This is a genomic window from Flavobacterium kayseriense (assembly GCF_014305095.1).
Taxonomy (GTDB): Bacteria; Bacteroidota; Bacteroidia; order Flavobacteriales; family Flavobacteriaceae; genus Flavobacterium; species Flavobacterium kayseriense.
Genome location: NZ_JACRUI010000003.1, coordinates 49,946 through 67,214, shown reverse-complemented (window position 1 = coordinate 67,214; position 17,269 = coordinate 49,946). Strand labels below are relative to the sequence as shown.

Here is a 17,269-nt window from a genome sequence, read left to right as displayed (position 1 = left end):
AAAATTATAAACTATGAAAACAGTACAAAAAATCACATTAATTATTGTATCGATTGGTTTGTTTACATCGTGTCAATCCAAAACTGATGTAAACCAAATTCTTTCAAATTCAGATACAAAAAAGGCAATTATGGATACTATTGCAAACAATAGCGATATGTCTAAAGATATGATGCAAGCAATGATGAACAGTAGTAAAGGAAAAATGATGATGACAAATCACGAAAATATGATGAAAATGATGAAGGATAATCCAGATATGATGAAAGGAATGATGACTGAAATGATGGAAGCATCTAAAACAGATACTACGATGATGTCTGAAATGTGTAAATCGATGATGGATAATCCTAAAATGATGGATATGATGAAAGATAAAAAAATGCAATCACACAAAATGACTGGAATGGATAAAAATATGGATATGTCCAAATAATACAAATACAAACAACATTAAAATATAAAAAAATGGAAACTCAAAAAACGTACACCTGCCCAATGCACCCAGAAGTTACTTCGGATAAACCCGGAAAATGTCCCAAATGTGGAATGAATTTAGTGGAGAAAAAAGAATGAAAATTCTACTAGCAACCGATGGTTCAAGTTATAGTAAAGCAGCTGTAGACGAAGTTGCAAACAGACTATTTCCAGTAAACACTAAAGTATGTATTGTTTCTGTTTATGAAAGAATGTCGCTAATAAATACTCTTGAACCAATGGGAGTTTCACATGAGTATTATGCTGAAGTTGACCAAAACGCCTTTAAATCTGCAAAGAAAATTACTGAAAATGCAGCGAAAATTTTGCGTGATAAAAATCCGGCTTTAATTGTAACTACAGTGGTTATTGAAGGTTCTCCAAAAAGTGCAATACTCAAAGAAGCTGAAACATTTGGTGCTGATTTGATTATCGTTGGTTCTCATGGTCATGGGGTTATAGAAGGCTTTCTGCTTGGCTCGGTTTCGCAAGCGGTGGCATTACATGCAAAATGTTCTGTGGAGATTGTACGTAAATAAAAAACTTAACAATACTTCCGTTCCTTGTTTGGTATCTTTGTTGACTCTTAGCTGAAAAGCTCCATAGTAATAATGCCATAGTGTATATCCATACTGTTTTAAGAATTTTTACCATTGCTTTATACATAATGACGATATAAATATATGTTTGCAATTACTTTTCTGAATTTGAAATATTCTCCATTTCTTTTAAAAGTACTTCGGTTATTATCATTTGAATTATTTATGTTTTTTTTCATTCATTTTCCTAATAATTTTGCCCCTGGTGTTCCATCATTTCGCCTGAATTTTTCAGAGAATTTACATATGCATAGACCGAAAGGATTTCTTCTTCGCTCAAAACGTTTTCCCATGCTGCCATTGCAGTTCCCTTCATTCCTTTTTTTATGAGGTATATTCGTCCTTGATTTGAATAAAATGACGAATGTTCAGGATCAGTAAAATCGGCTGGTTTTGGTTGTAATGTCGTTGCTCCTGGACCATCGCCTTTACCGCTAATACCGTGACAAGTAGCACAATATTTTGTGAATATATCTTTGCCTTGTGCAAGTTGTTCCTCTGTACCGAGAGATACGGGCTGATTATATTTTTCGCCCAATTCCTGTTTTAACCATTCGCGAGTTTCATTCATTAATTGTGAATGTTCGCTATGTTCATGGTTGTGATTTTCTTCTTCTTTTTGTTGAGGGTGGTTCTGTTTAACTTGTTTCTGTTTTTTTTCAGAATTCCTGCAAGAAGTAAGTATCAACTGTGTATACATTAATGCGGTAATGATTACTAATTCGATTTTGATAGTTCGGAAGAGTTTACGCAGAGTTTGACTGAAAAACACACCATATTGTTTTGGTTTTTTCATAGTTGTTGTTTTAGTTTTTAAGTTAAACCAAATACAAATACTCAATAATTTCGATCACTAAAAAATGTTTAATTGATTATAAATCACTATTATTCAGTAATTTAATATAAATTTACGGTTTATTTAAGCATGTAACTTGGAATTTTTTAAATTTTTATTTCCACAAATAAATAATATATATCATGCCGAAGGAATGATTCATTTCATAAAACCATTACGAGTTTTATCATCTTTTCATTCCGTGCATATCGTCTTGCTTACCTAATATTTTATCTATGTTTATAAAAGTAAAAAGACATTACAGAAAATAGTATGTGAATAAAACCACATACTAATTTTTATTAAATAAATACCGTACTTTTACAATCTTGAAAAAAACAATTGCCATATTATTCCTTTTCATCTTTTTGTGTGCCAACACAGAAATAGGGCAATTATTGAAACTACCCAACTTAGTAGAGCACTTTACAGAACATCACGATCAAGATGAGGATAAGCACGGGATTTCTTTTTTAGATTTTATAGCGATTCATTACAATGATAGTCAACATCATTCTAATCAAGAAAAAGACAATCATCAAAGTTTACCTTTTAAAACTATTAACCAATCTGTTAATACTGTACTTGCTTTTGAAAACATAACCGAGTTTTCATTTCGCAAACCAAATACTATTTCCGTAAATAGTAATGTTCCGTTTTCTCCAGAATTTTACACTTCCGATGTTTTTGCATGCATCTGGCTTCCACCCAAATTGAGTTAAATTAATTTTTCAATGCTTAATTAATGATATTCTGAATATTTCTAATTAAGTATTAAAAAGTACTTTGCTATATACTTATAGCGAATGTTTCTTTGCATCAATTTCACTAATATTCAGTATTAAAAAACAAGTTTTTTAGTGAGTTAATGTAGCTAAATAACTAGAATCATTTTTTAGCCGCATACGCTATAAATTGACTTTTTAGTAATGTCGAAGACATACTCAATTACTTTTAACACTACAACATCAAAAATGAAAACAATTAAATCCATTGCAGTTGCGATACTGCTAACCATTGCAGGCACAACAATTTCAAATGCACAAGTAAGTACTAATACTGGCAAAACACCACACGGTGGAATAATACAAAATTCAGGTGATTACAAAATAGAAATGGTCGAAAGAGAAAACAATATTAGTTTTTACGTGCTGGATGCAAAAGGAAAAACGGTTTCAAATAAAAAAATTACTGGATCGGCTGTTTTTGAATTTTTCAATAAAACAAAAGCAACGAATCCAGTTTCTTTGGATACCAACAATTCTTTATTAGTACAAGTTCCTAAAGCAAGCATATATGCTTATTGTACCATCACATTACTTGTCAATGGAAAAACAATCTCTTCTAAATTTAGAAATAGCCAAGTTTCTGAACAAGATATTAATCATGGACACCAACATTAATTCAATTTTATTATTCTTTATAAACCCAATTTAAATTACAATTATGAAAAAAATTTTAATCGTAGCTACTATCGCAATCGGAATGTTAGTTTCTTGTAACAAAAAAGCAAACAACGAAACTGAAAACACTGAAGTTCAAACTATTGAAACAACAGAGCAAGTTCAAGTGATCACAGATACTACTGGTCAATTAAGTACGGATAGTATTAATAAAGTGGAGCAAGACAAAGTTGATACGGCTCATGGACACACGCATTAATATAATTTAACAGGCTGCTTCTCTTCAAAAAATTGCAGGAGAGAAGTAGTTTTAAAAGAAAAATAAAATTATGAATTCAAAAAAAATAATATTTCTTGTTTTACTTTTTTTTGTGAGCATCACAGGTGTTTTTGCTCATGGTGTCGATGAAAATACACAAACTTTTTTGTCAGGAAATGATGGCGTTGCTTTTGGCCCATTTCTTTATATTGGTGCAAAACATATGCTTACGGGTTACGATCATTTGCTTTTTTTAGTTGGCGTTATCTTTTTCCTTTATCGCCCAAAAGAAGTGCTACTTTATGTAAGTTTCTTTACAATTGGTCATAGTGCAACATTGTTGTTTGGCGTTATGAGTAATATATCAATTAATTCGTATTTAATTGATGCCATCATTGCACTATCAATAGTGTATAAAGGTTTTGATAATTTAGGTGGTTTCAAAAGATTTTTCGGGAAACAGCCCAATACAAAAGCAGCCGTTTTAATTTTCGGATTGTTTCACGGGTTTGGGTTAGCCAGCAAATTACAAGATTTCAAATTTGAAAAAGAAGGATTGTTTACCAATCTGCTTGGATTCAACATTGGGGTCGAAATTGGTCAGTTTATAGCATTAACTTTTGTGTTAATCCTTATTACAATATGGCGCAGATACCCGAGTTTCATGAAATTTTCAACATTCACAAATACCATGCTTATTGCTGCTGGATTTGTCTTATTAGGGTATCAATTAACAGGTTATTTTACATCTTAAAAAAATTAAACAATGTCAGAAATAAATCATCAAATAGTAGAAAAAAAAGAAATTATCAAAGCAGTCTTATTTGCATTGGTATTAGGGATAGTCATTTTAGTTAGTGCCGTTTTACCCGCTGAATATGGAATCGACCCAATAGGAACAGGGAAATTGTTCGGTTTCAGTAAGCTTTATGTGCCAGAGGATGCTCCTGATGGCTTAGCAACAACAACCGGGAAAACATTTCCTCTAATAAAAATGGAAAAAGCAGGTTCTGGACCAGAAGTAAAAAGACCAGTCGAGGCGGATAATCCTATTCCAGAAAAGCAATACGCAGAAAGAGAGGATACGGTTGAAGTAATTGTTCCTGCAGGAAAAGGGATTGAATATAAAACCTATATGCTAAAAGGCGGAAAAATGAAATACGAATGGAAAACTAATGATGGAACCGTTTATTTAGATTTTCACGGTGAAGTAAAACAGGCAAAGGCAGTTAATGATGTCTATTTTGAAAGTTACACACTTGCTTATTCCAATAATATGGTAGGAACTTTTTATGCTCCTTTTGAAGGAAAGCATGGATGGTTTTTTAGGAATAATGAAAATAAAGATATTACAGTTACTCTAAAATTAAAAGGTCAATATTCAATGTAACTATTGACTAACCATTAATCTTACTAATTATGCTAAATAAAATTATTGAGTTTTCAATCAAAAACAAACTCATTATTGGACTATTTATTTTTGCGCTCATCGGATATGGGAGTTATCAATTTACCAAATTACCAATCGATGCGGTTCCTGATATTACAGATAATCAAGTTCAGGTAATCACTTCAGCACCATCATTGGGTGCAACCGATATTGAACGACTGATTACTTTTCCAATTGAACAAGCGAATAGTAATATTCCTGGATTGAAAGAAATTCGTAGTTTCTCTCGTTTTGGCTTATCAGTGGTTACCATTGTTTTTAATGATGCAACGGATGTTTACTGGGCAAGACAACAAGTAACAGAACGATTAAGCGCTGTTAAAGACCAAATTCCCAAAGGTATTGGAGATCCAGTTCTTGCACCGGTAACAACAGGACTAGGCGAAATTTATCAATATGCTGTTCGAACCAAACCCGGTTACGAAAAAAAATACGATGTAACCGAGTTGAGAACCATTCAGGATTGGATTGTTCGCCGTCAATTATTAGGAGTTGAAGGTGTTGCAGAAGTAAGTAGTTTCGGTGGAAAATTGAAACAATTTGAAATTGCCGTTGACCCAAATAAATTGCAATCCTTTAATATTACTATTACTGATGTTTTTACTGCTTTAGAAAAAAACAATCAAAATACAGGTGGTGCTTATATCGAAAAAGGACCTAAAGTTTTGTACATCAGAAGTGAAGGGTTAATTAATACTATCGAAAATATTAAAGATATTTCTATTAAAAATACCAGTAGCGGAAGTCCTTTATTTATTCGTGATGTAGCTGATGTACGAATTGGAAGTGCTATCCGTTACGGAGCAATGACTTTTAATAAAAAAGGAGTTCAATCTGGTGAAGTTTCGGGTGCAGTAGTAATGATGTTAAAAGGAGCCAATAGTAATGTGGTTATTAAAAACATTAAGGATCGTATTGCACAAATCGAAAAAACATTACCCGAAGGCGTTATTCTGGAGCCATTTCTAGACCGAACCAAAATGGTCAATAATTCCATTTCAACAGTGGAAAAAAACTTATTGGAAGGAGCATTAATTGTACTTTTTGTTCTTATTTTATTTTTAGGAAATATAAGAGCAGGCTTAATCGTAGCATCAGTTATTCCATTGGCGATGCTGATAGCGGTCATACTGATGAATATTTTTGGGGTGAGCGGTAATTTAATGAGTCTAGGGGCACTAGATTTTGGATTAATTGTGGATGGGGCAGTTATTATTGTTGAAGCGTGTTTGTTTAGTTTACACAGCAGGAAAACGTCTAAAATATCACAGCAAGAAATGGACAGCACCGTATTAAATACGTCAATAAAAATGCGTAATGTTTCCGTATTTGGAGAGTTGATTATATTAATCGTGTACATTCCCATTTTTACTTTGCGGGGTATTGAAGGGAAAATGTTTTTACCAATGGCACAAACCATTGCATTTGCATTATTTGGTGCTTTTATATTGTCGCTGACTTATGTTCCGATGATGACCGCTTTATTTTTGAATAAAAATATATCTCACAAAAAAACTTTTTCAGATAGAATGATGGAAAAATTAGAAAATTTCTACCAACCTCTTCTGAACAAAGCATTAGGAATTCCAAGAACAATTATCGGTGCAACTTTGGGATTATTTGTTTTAGCGCTGATTACACTTTCGTTCATGGGTGGCGAATTTATGCCCTCGTTAGAAGAAGGAGATTTTGCTGTAGAAACAAGGGTTTTGCCGGGAAGTAATTTGCAAACTTCAATGACTGCAATTTCACAAGGCGCAAAAATACTAATAGAAAAATTTCCGGAAGTGGAGAAAATAGTAGGCAAAACAGGAAGTAGCGAAGTGCCAACTGATCCAATGCCCATTGATGCCAGTGATATGATGATTATTTTAAAGGACAAAAGCGAATGGACTTCTGCCAAAACTTTTGATGAATTATCAGAAAAAATGGCAAAGGAATTGGAAGCCGTTCCAGGTGTTTCTTATGGTTTTCAATATCCGGTACAAATGCGTTTTAATGAATTGATGACAGGAGCAAGACAAGATGTAGTCTGTAAAATATTTGGAGAAAATTTAGACACACTGGCTTTGTACGCCAATAAATTAGGTAAAATTGTAAATACAGTAGAAGGAACTTCAGACCTATATGTAGAAACCGTTACTGGAATGCCTCAAGTAGTAATTGACTACAACAGAGCTTCCATTGCACAATACGGTTTGAACATTCAGGATATCAATCGAATTGTAAACACCGCATTTGCAGGACAAAGCACTGGGGTTGTTTACGAAGGTGAAAAACGATTTGATTTAGTTGTTCGTTTAACAGGCGAAAAACGTCAGGATTTGGTGGATGTTCAAAATTTACTAATACCAACGTCCACTGGTTCGCAAATTCCTCTATCTCAATTGGCCAAAGTTGAAATTACTGAAGGCCCAAATCAAATACAAAGAGAAGATGCCAAACGTAGAATTGTAGTTGGTTTTAATGTTCGAGGTCGTGATGTGCAAAGCATCGTAAAAGAATTACAAGGTAAAGTCGAAGCTCAAATAAAATTTCCTGCGGGCTACTATCCTACGTATGGCGGTGCTTTTGAAAACTTAAACGAAGCCAAAAATCGTTTGATGATTGCTGTTCCAGTTTCATTACTATTAATATTTATTTTGCTCTATTTCGCATTCAATTCCGTAAAACAAGGATTATTGATTTATTCCGCAATCCCGCTTTCTGCAATTGGAGGTATTTTCTTTTTAGCGATGCGGGGAATGCCGTTTAGCATTAGTGCCGGAGTTGGTTTTATTGCTTTATTTGGTGTAGCGGTTCTGAATGGTTTAGTATTGATTGCAGAATTCAATAGCATACGAAAATCGGGTGAAACCGATTTAAAAGCGATTGTTTTACAAGGTACCAAAATACGTTTACGACCAGTTTTAATGACTGCATTTGTAGCATCATTAGGCTTTTTACCCATGGCATTAAGCAATGGTTCTGGTGCAGAAGTACAAAAACCTTTGGCAACTGTGGTAATTGGAGGTCTGTTGATTGCAACGTTCTTAACATTATTTGTTTTACCAATTTTATATATCATGTTTGAAAAAGGAATTAATTTAAAACCAAAAAAGATAAAATCAATTACAACAATCATGGTATTGGGACTGCTTTTTTCTTTTCAAAGTACTGATGCTCAGGAAATAATTTCAATTGATAAAGCGATTGAAACGGCTCTTTCAAACAATATAAAAATTAAAAACGAAAAACTAAATTCAGAGTACTTGCAAAAAATGACCAAAACAGGCTATGATATTTCCAACACGGGAATTATTGGGGAATTCGGTCAGTTTAACAGCAATGCAAATGATGTGAAAATTGGTATTTCGCAAAGCATAAAATTCTCAACCGTTTACAAAAGGCAGAAACAACTTTTAATAGAAGAAGCCAAAAAAGGACAATGGAACGAAGCTTTGCAAAGAAAGGAATTGACTAGACAGGTAACAATCGTGTTTTACGAAATGATGTATCTAAAAGAAAAGGAAAAGTTGTTGTTAAAAAGTGATAGTATTTATTCCGAATTTTTAAGGAAAACAGCGCTTCGTTTTGACAAAGGCGAAAGTAATATATTAGAAAAAGCAACCGCTGAAAACCAATCTGGACAAATAAAAATTCAACTTCTGGAATTACAAAGTGATTATAAAATAATACAATCGCAATTAAAGTATTTACTTAATACTGATAAAGACTTTGTCCCAGTTTCAGATAAATTAAAAATGGATTTTACCGAAAATTTAGATAAAAATGCTATTGGCAATCAACCCAGTATAAAATTATTTGAGCAAGAAGTAAATAGTAGCAAAGCTGAAATTTCACTTGAAAAATCTAAAAAATTGCCCGAATTAATTGGTGGTGTTTATTACCAGACTTTCAAAACAAATGCGGAGTTTCAAAACAGTTATAATGGTGTTTACGGACAATTTGGAGTGGCAATTCCGTTATTCAATGCGGCAATAAATAATAAGAAAAAAGCATTAGAGATAAACACCCAAATTGCCGAAAATAATTTAAATAATGAAAAACTAAAACTGGAAAGTAAGAATCAGGAATTAGTCCAAGAATATAAAAAACAGAAAGAAACTATTGCCTATTTTGAAAGTCAAGCCTTGAAAAATGTTGATTTGGTAACCAAAGCTGCTAATGATAAATTTATCAATGGTGACATCAATTATCTGGAATGGGTAATGCTTATTAATCAAAGCACAGGAATTCAAAGTGATTATATTGAAGCGGTTAGAAAATTGAATATAAGTATAATAGAAATCAATGCATTAACTAATTAAAATAGTTTAATTATGAAATGAGCATGACCGTAATTGGGGTCGCAAGCGCCAATGATGATATGCGAATTACATATGACCGATAAAAAACAATAAATATCAACATATGAATTATACACAAACCTTTTTTTCGCGACAGTTCCTTTGGGAAATTGTACGGATCATAACAGTGGGAATAGCCTGTTTATTATTTTATTTCGATGTTATTCTATTACCCATTTTGATAGCCGCAATGGCTTTCGGTCTTTATTCGTTAGTAAAAACTGCGGTACTGGATATCATAAAAGAAAGAAAAACAGGTACCGAATTGTTTATAACCATAGCGGTCATAATTTCAGTTCTTGGCAAAGAATATTTGGCTGGTGCTGTCGTGCTTATGATCATCCTCATTGCAGAATATATTGCAAGTGCGAGCACTGAAAAAGCGAGAGCATCTATAAAAGAGTTGATTGGTTCCGTGCCTAAAACGGCAATAGTAAAAAAAGACAATCAGGAATCCGTAGTGCAAATAACCGATTTAAAAATCGGTGATATTGTTCTGGTAAAAGCTGGAGAAAAAATCCCTGTTGATGGCAAAGTGATTGGCGGATCAGGTTCTGTGAATCAGGCACCAATAACCGGCGAAAGCGTACCTCAAGAAAAAACAGCGGGAAGTGAAGCATTTGCCGGAACCATACTGGAATTAGGTGCGCTAGATATAGAAATGACTAAAGCAGGATTAGACACCGTTTTTTCGCGTATTATAGCCTTGGTGGAAGAGGCAGAAAGCCAGCAAGCACCTATTGAAAAATTCACAGATAAAGTGGCTTCATGGCTTATTCCGGTGGTATTTATTTTTGTTGGTACTGTTTACTTTTTTACCCGTGATGTCAAACTGGTGATTGCATTGCTGATTTTTACTTCCCCTGCCGAATTAGGTTTGGCAACACCGCTTGTGACCATTGCGGCAATTGCTCGTGCAGCGAGAGAAGGTATTTTGATAAAAGGAGGTTTGTTTTTAGAAGAGCTTGCTAAAGTAACTACCATTGTTTTTGATAAAACAGGGACATTAACCGTTGGAAGTCCTATTGTGAATACCGTTGAAATAATAGATCCTGCTTATAATGAAAACCAATTGGTTCAATTTGCTGCTAATGTTGACCGTCGTTCCAGCCATCCATTAGCAAAAGCAATCTTAAGCTATGCGGATCAATTAAAACTTACCTATGGCGAGCCTGAAAATTTCGAGGTGGTAAAAGGACGGGGTGTTTCCGCAAAAATAGATGGCAAATCGGTTTTATTAGGGAACAAGCTCTTTATGGAAGAAAGTAAAGTACCGGTGTCGAAATCCTCAGAAAATAGTACCGATACTGCTATTTATCTTTCAGTTGACAATAAATTGGCGTGTATCTTTTATATATCCGATGCGATACGCGAAGGTGCAAAAGAAATGATTGAAGGTTTAAGAAAAAGTGGAATTGAAAACATAATTATGCTTACCGGTGATAATCCTGAAACTGCCAAGCACGTTGCCAATCAGATAGGAATTACCGATTACAGAGCAAATTTATTGCCCGAAGACAAAATCAATATTATAAAAGAATTGCAAAAAGAAGGTTCAAAAGTAGCAATGGTCGGTGATGGGATTAATGATGCGCCTGCTTTAGTTCAGGCAAATATAGGCATAGCAATGGGTGCTATGGGAACCGAAGCAGCAATGGAAGCAGCCGACATCGTTCTGATGCAGGATAAGTTGGAAAAAATCGCAAAGGCTCGTGCTATTAGTAAAAGAGCCTATCGAACCATTCGTGAAAATATTTTTGTGGGAGTTGGCGTTGTTCATGTGATTGGAATTACCCTTGTCTTGCTTAAAATAATTGGACCAATTGAAGCAGCTGCTATTCATTTGCTTCCTGACACTTTAGTTTTTATTAATTCCGTAAAACTCCTTCGCGTTAAGATTGATGCCTAACCGATTAGCAAGGGCAATGAAATTTTAAATAACAAACACTATCTTACTATTCAAAATAAAATGAAATCGCAGATTCACAAACACCAAAATAAAAATACAATCATGAGTAAAAACACAATAGTTACAATAATGGCAATAGTATTCCTTTCTTCATGTGGAGACAAGAAAACTGAAAGCCAAACAGAAGCCACTCCAACTATCGAAAACACGACAACACTTACCGATGCACAAATAAAAAATGCAGGTATTGAAACGGGGAAAATAGAGCAAAAAGAAATTTCATCTACCTTAAAATTAAATGGAAAAATAGATGTACCGCCTCAAAATTTAGTTTCCATAAGTGTGCCGATGGGTGGTTATTTAAAATACACCAAACTTTTAGAGGGAATGTATGTAACCAAAGGACAAGTATTGTGCGTTGTAGAAGACCAGCAATACATTCAACTACAAGAAGATTACCTTTTGGCGAAAGCAAAAATAGGGTATGCAAAAGCCGAATTCGAAAGACAAAAAGAACTCAACCGAAGCAAAGCTAGCAGCGATAAAGTATATCAACAAGCACAATCAGAATACAACTCACTATCGGTAATGGTACAATCGTATGGCGAGAAATTAAAATTCGCAGGGATAAATCCAAGTAATGTTTCTACAAAGAACATTTCAAAAAGCATCAATATTTATTCGCCAATAAGCGGTTATATTTCTAAAGTCAATGTAAATATTGGCAAGTATGTAAACCCAAGCGATATTTTATTCGAGATTGTTAATCCTTTGGATATTCATTTGGCATTGACCGTTTTTGAAAAAGACATCAATAAATTGACTATTGGCCAATCAGTTATATCCTATACAAATACCAATCCTGAAAAAAAATATCTTGGCAAAATTATTTTAATCGGTAAGGATTTTTCCGAAAACAGAAGCACTGAAATGCATTGCCATTTTACAAATTACGACAAAGCACTTTTACCAGGAATGTATATGAATGCCGAAATAGAATTAAAAAGTCAGCAATCAAATGTATTGCCATCTGATGCTATAGTGAATTATGAAAACAAGAATTATATTTTTGTTGCCAAACAAAACAAACAATTTGAAATGAAAGAAATTAGAATTGGAACAGCTGAAAATGGGTTTACAGAAATTCTTTCAGACGATTTGAATGAGGCGACTATTGTGATTAAAGGTGCTTATTCACTTTTGATGAAAATGAAAAATGTAGAAGAATAAAAACGTAAATTTACAGTATGGACAGAAAAGAGTTTTTAAAATCAAGTACATTGTTTGGCGCAGCTGCATTAGTGCTTCCCACTACAAATGCGTTTCCCAAAAATTTAGCTGACAATTCAATTGATAAATTAGTAGATGTCAATGGTAATTATATTCAACAGACCTTACCCTATAGCGAAAGTTTTTTAGAACCCTATATGGATGCTGAAACCTTACATCTACATTATACTTTTCATCACGGTGGAGCAGTAAAAGGAGCGAACAAGGATTTGCAAATGATAAAAAAAGCGTTGGACGATAATAATTTGGAAACTGTAGATCTCTGGACGAAGAAATTATCCTATCATTTTTCATCACATATCTTGCATTCCATATTTTGGACAAACCTAACTAATAAAAAAACAGCACCACAAGGCGAGTTGCTAAAGCGAATAGAGAAAAATTTTGGGAGTTTCGATAAACTTAAAATCTTAATTGCTGCTACCGCAAAAAATGTAGATGGCAATGGTTGGGGAATTTTGGCATATCAGCCATACAGCAATAGTTTGGTGATTTTACAATGCGAAAACCATGAAAAACTAACACAATGGGGTGCCATTCCTTTATTGGTTATTGATGTTTGGGAACACGCCTATTATTTAAAATACAAAAATAAACGAACCGATTTCGTGGATGCTTTGTTTAATATTATTAATTGGGATAATGTAGCATTACGATTGAATGATGCGTTAAAATTGACATTATAAAATTTTGAAATTAGGATATCAGGACAAATGAGAAAATGACTCATTTGTTCGGTTCTTTTATTCATTAAATCGTTGTTAATCAAAATAAATATTATTTTCAATCACATTTATTCTTGGGGTTCGATACTCATTTTCATCAAAAAGCAATGCATTTTTCTGTATTTAAATTATTACAATTGGTTCAAGAAAACGTTTAGGACACTATTAGTAAAAAATATTAAATTAGCGTTAAACTGCAAAAATATTAAATAAACTTTTTGGACTATCATAAAATTACTTAATTTTGATTTTCAAAACATGAATTACATCATTCAATTTAAACAAGTTAATTCAATAATTTACTTAAAAAATGGCTTAAAATTGTCATGTTGAGTTTTGTGGCAAAATCGTGGCACATTACTTTATAAGTAGTTGAAAATGCAGTATAGGCACGGGTTCCAGCTTATTGGTTCGAATCCTACTCTCCCCACTTTAAACGCTGTAAATTTTTACAGCGTTTTTTTTTTGCATTCTGATGTAGAAAACCTAGGAATGAATCTGTTGTATTCTTACCTTCAAACAGAATAATAAGATCTTTAAAAAATAACTTATTTAGCTTAAAGCATTAATTTTAGTTAAGGATTTTAGGATAAAAAAAATAACAAGAAAAATATACCGACAGTGATTGAAAATAACAACCAACAAAATAAACTTAGTGGACTAATTAATCTAAAGATGATTAAAAAACACTTTTCGACAATTCTATTTGTAATTGTAATATCGGCGCTAATATTCAGTCCTGATGCAAAATCATTTCTTATCAAGCAATTAATGTTCACAGGTCTTTTTGATGCTAAGATTTCATCTGTTAACTCGGAAGATAATACTATCCGTAATCATTTTGATTTTAAAGATTACAACGGTAACAATAGAAGTACAGCTGACTTAAAAGGAAAAGTTATATTCATAAACTTTTGGGCTTCTTGGTGTCCACCTTGTATTGCTGAATTTCCATCTATTGAAAAATTTTACTCAGAATACAAATCAAACGATAATATTGTATTTTTAATGATCAATATGGACGACGAGATTGAAGTCGGAAAGCAGTTTTTAGACAAGAAAAAATATTCTTTACCTATTTTTCAAGCCATATCTAAGATACCAAATGAAATCTATTCTGGTGCATTACCTACTACAGTTATTGTGGATAAAAAGGGTATAATAAGGATGCACCATGAAGGATTCGCTGATTATGGAGGAGAAAAATTTCATCTTCAAATAAAGCAACTACTAGAATAATAAAATCTACAAAACTACACTTGTAATGACTAATTATAGTATTTTATTATGGTAACACACTTATGAACATAGACAGCAAGTTAATTGGACTATTTACAACTACTACAATCTCAGTGAAAACTATTGGAATAAGCTATATAACAGTGAAGGATTCAATTTCTTAAGTATTAAAGCTTCCGACTCGCATTTTTTAGTTTTTTTAATTGGTTTAAGATGTCTCCAAATATATATTTTTACATCTACATGCAACTTTGCACTATTTATGATCATTATCTGTTTAATTAGTTAATCCAAATGCAGCTAAATCTCGTATGTAACAAAACAATGATGCGCTTGATTTTAAAAATTTTTATTTTTTGCTATAAAATTATAAATATCGAAAAAATAGTATCTTCGAACAATTAAAGTTGTAGCATGGTTAGTTTTGTTTTAGAGCGTTAAAAGAAAATTAAGTCTGTTTTTAAATTTGGACTCAATTTTATGATAATTGTACTATTCTAAACTTTTTATTTTGCTAGCAACGATGTTATATATTCACATTAATAAAATTTTAAAAAATGGAAAAAACGTATTATGATCCGGCTGATTTAAAAAAGTTTGGAAAAATAGTAGAATGGAGTGAAGATTTAGGAAATAGTTTCTTTGAGTATTACGGTAAAGTTTTTCAAGAAGGAAGCCTTTCTGCACGTGAAAAATCATTAATTGCACTAGCTGTTTCTCATGCCGTGCAATGTCCGTATTGTATTGATGCCTACACAGGCGACGGACTTAAAAGAGGTATCACCAAAGAAGAAATGATGGAAGCCGTTCATGTTACGGCTGCGATAAAAGCAGGAGCATCATTAGTACATGGAGTACAAATGATGAACAAGTACAACAAACTATCCATGTAGTTTTTACGTATATGATTAAAATAGTTGCCTTTTTAAATAATAAAATCACGTCTAAACTAAATCAAGACGTAAATTGAAAAAATAAAATTACTATGTTAAAATCGCTTCAAGCAACAGATAGCCCTTTGTCAGATACTCAAAGACAATTGGATATACTATCAAACGGCATGTTTCAGGATGGTTCTCTACCTACTTTTGCCGAACAAATAAAAAAAACAAATCAATTCCCCCTACGTTCGAAGAAAATCGAAATTTTACAAATTAATGTAGGTTACATGTGTAATCAAGTGTGTGCGCACTGCCACGTAGATGCAGGTCCAGATCGTAAAGAAATCATGACTGTTGAAACAATGCAGCAAATTTTGGATGTTTTAAAAACAACCCAAGTAAATACATTAGACTTAACTGGTGGAGCACCCGAAATGAATCCTAATTTTAGATGGTTTGTTGAGGAAGCTTCAAAAATTGGAGTTAAAGATTTTATTGTTCGTTCTAACTTAACTATTATTAGAGCAAACAAGAAATATTATGATTTACCTGAATTTTTCAAAAAACATAATATCCATGTCGTAAGCTCTATGCCTCATTGGACAAAAGGAAAAACTGATATTCAAAGAGGAGATGGCGTTTTTGATAAATCGATCAAAGCTTTACAAGAATTAAATGCTGTTGGTTACGGAATGCCTGCAAGTGGTCTTAAGTTAGACTTAGTATACAATCCTTCAGGCGCTTTTTTACCAGGAGATCAACTTTCGTTAGAAAAAGACTTTAAAAAAGCACTAAAAGAAGATTTTGATATTCAATTTCACAATCTTTTTGCAATCACAAATCTTCCAATCTCTCGCTTCTTAGATTACTTAATTGCATCAGATAATTATGAAGATTATATGTATTCTTTAGTAGAATCATACAATCCAGCTGCAGTAGAAAACGTAATGTGTACCAATACGGTTTCTGTGAGTTGGGATGGTTACTTGTTTGACTGTGATTTTAATCAAATGTTAGGTCTACCTGTTGCATCTAAATCTAAACACATTTCTAGCTTTAACGAAGCCGAACTATCAGATCGAAATATTATTATTTCACAGCATTGCTATGGTTGCACAGCTGGAGCAGGTAGTAGTTGTCAAGGAGTTGTAGCTTAATACTTATATGAAAGATTTAAAAACAGCGATTTTAATATTTGCCCATTCTGCGGAATATGAGGCAACGGTTAAACCGTTCCTACATTCGAAGGATGTTTTTGAATCTTTAAATAAACGAACGCTACAATTAGTTCAAAAAACGAACTTACCCTATTTTATAGTTACAGAAAAAGAGCAAATAGGAAATGGTTTTGGAGAACGCTTTACTAATGCCATTCAATCTGTTTATGATCTTAATTACGATTCTGTAATAGCAATAGGAAATGATACGCCACACCTTACGGCAAATCACATTCGTACTGCTCACAAAAAACTAGCCTCTAATGATCTTGTTTTAGGTTCATCAGTGGATGGTGGCTTTTATTTATTAGGAATCAAGCAGGAACATTTTAACCCTTCTTTATTTTTAAAATTACCTTGGCAAAAGCAAAGTTTAACTAGCGCTTTATACAAATACTTTAAAGTAAATGCCATAAAAGTATCTTTTTTAGAAAAATTAAGAGATCTTGATTCTAAAGAAGATGTAAAAAAGCTTTTTACTGCGTTTAGAACCGTTTATAGTAAATTACTGCAGTTCTTTCTACTTATTGTTGGAAAACTAAAAACAATACTCTTTACGATAGATGTTCCTTCTCTCTATTTATTTGAATCCAATTACCTAAACAAAGGATCTCCATATTTCATTTTATAATTATT

At 32.9% G+C, this 17,269-nt stretch carries 16 protein-coding genes and 1 pseudogene; 16 read left to right on the top strand and 1 reads right to left on the bottom strand.

What is annotated here, in order from left to right; genetic code table 11:
• The first annotated feature begins 13 nt into the window (after positions 1-13).
• From H8R22_RS09585 to H8R22_RS09580, 3 genes and pseudogenes are all read left to right on the top strand, one after another.
• Positions 14-436 carry a hypothetical protein gene (locus tag H8R22_RS09585; RefSeq protein ID WP_086452973.1) on the top strand — a complete coding sequence of 141 codons (423 nt, stop codon included), beginning with the start codon at positions 14-16 and terminating at the stop codon, positions 434-436.
• 38 nt (positions 437-474) lie between these two features.
• Positions 475-573 (top strand): annotated as a pseudogene (locus H8R22_RS15590) (heavy metal-binding domain-containing protein); the annotation flags it as partial.
• A complete protein-coding gene (locus tag H8R22_RS09580) occupies positions 573-1,016 on the top strand; it encodes a universal stress protein (RefSeq protein ID WP_113634459.1) in 444 nt (147 codons plus the stop codon). The pseudogene H8R22_RS15590 and the gene H8R22_RS09580, both read left to right, overlap by 1 nt.
• A 247-nt stretch (positions 1,017-1,263) precedes the next feature.
• Here H8R22_RS09580 and H8R22_RS09575 read toward each other — a convergent pair whose 3' ends face one another.
• On the bottom strand, positions 1,264-1,872 hold the full coding sequence (locus tag H8R22_RS09575; RefSeq protein WP_113634461.1) for a c-type cytochrome: 609 nt from the start codon (positions 1,870-1,872) through the stop codon (positions 1,264-1,266).
• Positions 1,873-2,240: 368 nt separating this feature from the next.
• Here H8R22_RS09575 and H8R22_RS09570 point away from each other — a divergent pair, with 368 nt between their 5' ends.
• The 13 genes from H8R22_RS09570 to H8R22_RS09510 all read left to right on the top strand — a co-directional run bounded on the left by H8R22_RS09570 (position 2,241) and on the right by H8R22_RS09510 (position 17,264).
• The gene (locus tag H8R22_RS09570; RefSeq protein WP_113634462.1) at positions 2,241-2,633 is read left to right on the top strand and encodes a hypothetical protein; all 393 of its coding nucleotides are present in this window, start codon (positions 2,241-2,243) and stop codon (positions 2,631-2,633) included.
• 252 nt (positions 2,634-2,885) lie between these two features.
• Positions 2,886-3,314 carry a hypothetical protein gene (locus H8R22_RS09565; RefSeq protein WP_113634463.1) on the top strand — a complete coding sequence of 143 codons (429 nt, stop codon included), beginning with the start codon at positions 2,886-2,888 and terminating at the stop codon, positions 3,312-3,314.
• Positions 3,315-3,357: 43 nt separating this feature from the next.
• Positions 3,358-3,573 (top strand): hypothetical protein, encoded by a 216-nt coding sequence (locus H8R22_RS09560; RefSeq protein ID WP_113634464.1) that lies wholly within the window; start codon positions 3,358-3,360, stop codon positions 3,571-3,573.
• 70 nt (positions 3,574-3,643) lie between these two features.
• A complete protein-coding gene (locus H8R22_RS09555; RefSeq protein WP_113634465.1) occupies positions 3,644-4,327 on the top strand; it encodes a HupE/UreJ family protein in 684 nt (227 codons plus the stop codon).
• Between the two features lie 12 nt (positions 4,328-4,339).
• Positions 4,340-4,963, top strand: a complete 624-nt coding sequence (locus H8R22_RS09550; protein ID WP_113634466.1) for a hypothetical protein — start codon at positions 4,340-4,342, stop codon at positions 4,961-4,963.
• A gap of 29 nt (positions 4,964-4,992) precedes the next feature.
• Positions 4,993-9,333, top strand: coding sequence for a CusA/CzcA family heavy metal efflux RND transporter (locus H8R22_RS09545; protein WP_187010228.1), 4,341 nt, complete (start codon positions 4,993-4,995; stop codon positions 9,331-9,333).
• 103 nt (positions 9,334-9,436) lie between these two features.
• A complete protein-coding gene (locus H8R22_RS09540) occupies positions 9,437-11,281 on the top strand; it encodes a heavy metal translocating P-type ATPase (protein ID WP_113634468.1) in 1,845 nt (614 codons plus the stop codon).
• Positions 11,282-11,383: 102 nt separating this feature from the next.
• On the top strand, positions 11,384-12,511 hold the full coding sequence (locus tag H8R22_RS09535; RefSeq protein ID WP_113634621.1) for an efflux RND transporter periplasmic adaptor subunit: 1,128 nt from the start codon (positions 11,384-11,386) through the stop codon (positions 12,509-12,511).
• A gap of 17 nt (positions 12,512-12,528) precedes the next feature.
• On the top strand, positions 12,529-13,257 hold the full coding sequence (locus tag H8R22_RS09530) for a superoxide dismutase (protein ID WP_113634469.1): 729 nt from the start codon (positions 12,529-12,531) through the stop codon (positions 13,255-13,257).
• A gap of 714 nt (positions 13,258-13,971) precedes the next feature.
• The gene (locus H8R22_RS09525) at positions 13,972-14,535 is read left to right on the top strand and encodes a TlpA family protein disulfide reductase (RefSeq protein ID WP_187010227.1); all 564 of its coding nucleotides are present in this window, start codon (positions 13,972-13,974) and stop codon (positions 14,533-14,535) included.
• Between the two features lie 557 nt (positions 14,536-15,092).
• A complete protein-coding gene (locus tag H8R22_RS09520) occupies positions 15,093-15,428 on the top strand; it encodes an arsenosugar biosynthesis-associated peroxidase-like protein (protein WP_187010226.1) in 336 nt (111 codons plus the stop codon).
• Positions 15,429-15,520: 92 nt separating this feature from the next.
• On the top strand, positions 15,521-16,573 hold the full coding sequence (gene arsS / locus H8R22_RS09515) for an arsenosugar biosynthesis radical SAM (seleno)protein ArsS (RefSeq protein ID WP_187010225.1): 1,053 nt from the start codon (positions 15,521-15,523) through the stop codon (positions 16,571-16,573).
• A 7-nt stretch (positions 16,574-16,580) separates the two neighbouring features.
• Entirely contained in the window at positions 16,581-17,264 is a 684-nt protein-coding gene (locus H8R22_RS09510; protein WP_187010224.1) for a DUF2064 domain-containing protein, read from the top strand.
• Positions 17,265-17,269 lie beyond the last annotated feature (5 nt).

What these genes read in the sequence shown, in the direction of transcription:
- H8R22_RS09585 (WP_086452973.1), top strand. Translation starts at nt 14, where the DNA reads ATGAAAACAGTACAAAAAATCACATTAATTATTGTATCGATTGGTTTG.
- H8R22_RS09580 (WP_113634459.1), top strand. Translation starts at nt 573, where the DNA reads ATGAAAATTCTACTAGCAACCGATGGTTCAAGTTATAGTAAAGCAGCT.
- H8R22_RS09575 (WP_113634461.1), bottom strand. Translation starts at nt 1,872, where the DNA reads ATGAAAAAACCAAAACAATATGGTGTGTTTTTCAGTCAAACTCTGCGT.
- H8R22_RS09565 (WP_113634463.1), top strand. Translation starts at nt 2,886, where the DNA reads ATGAAAACAATTAAATCCATTGCAGTTGCGATACTGCTAACCATTGCA.
- H8R22_RS09560 (WP_113634464.1), top strand. Translation starts at nt 3,358, where the DNA reads ATGAAAAAAATTTTAATCGTAGCTACTATCGCAATCGGAATGTTAGTT.
- H8R22_RS09555 (WP_113634465.1), top strand. Translation starts at nt 3,644, where the DNA reads ATGAATTCAAAAAAAATAATATTTCTTGTTTTACTTTTTTTTGTGAGC.
- H8R22_RS09550 (WP_113634466.1), top strand. Translation starts at nt 4,340, where the DNA reads ATGTCAGAAATAAATCATCAAATAGTAGAAAAAAAAGAAATTATCAAA.
- H8R22_RS09545 (WP_187010228.1), top strand. Translation starts at nt 4,993, where the DNA reads ATGCTAAATAAAATTATTGAGTTTTCAATCAAAAACAAACTCATTATT.
- H8R22_RS09540 (WP_113634468.1), top strand. Translation starts at nt 9,437, where the DNA reads ATGAATTATACACAAACCTTTTTTTCGCGACAGTTCCTTTGGGAAATT.
- H8R22_RS09535 (WP_113634621.1), top strand. Translation starts at nt 11,384, where the DNA reads ATGAGTAAAAACACAATAGTTACAATAATGGCAATAGTATTCCTTTCT.
- H8R22_RS09530 (WP_113634469.1), top strand. Translation starts at nt 12,529, where the DNA reads ATGGACAGAAAAGAGTTTTTAAAATCAAGTACATTGTTTGGCGCAGCT.
- H8R22_RS09525 (WP_187010227.1), top strand. Translation starts at nt 13,972, where the DNA reads ATGATTAAAAAACACTTTTCGACAATTCTATTTGTAATTGTAATATCG.
- H8R22_RS09520 (WP_187010226.1), top strand. Translation starts at nt 15,093, where the DNA reads ATGGAAAAAACGTATTATGATCCGGCTGATTTAAAAAAGTTTGGAAAA.
- arsS (WP_187010225.1), top strand. Translation starts at nt 15,521, where the DNA reads ATGTTAAAATCGCTTCAAGCAACAGATAGCCCTTTGTCAGATACTCAA.
- H8R22_RS09510 (WP_187010224.1), top strand. Translation starts at nt 16,581, where the DNA reads ATGAAAGATTTAAAAACAGCGATTTTAATATTTGCCCATTCTGCGGAA.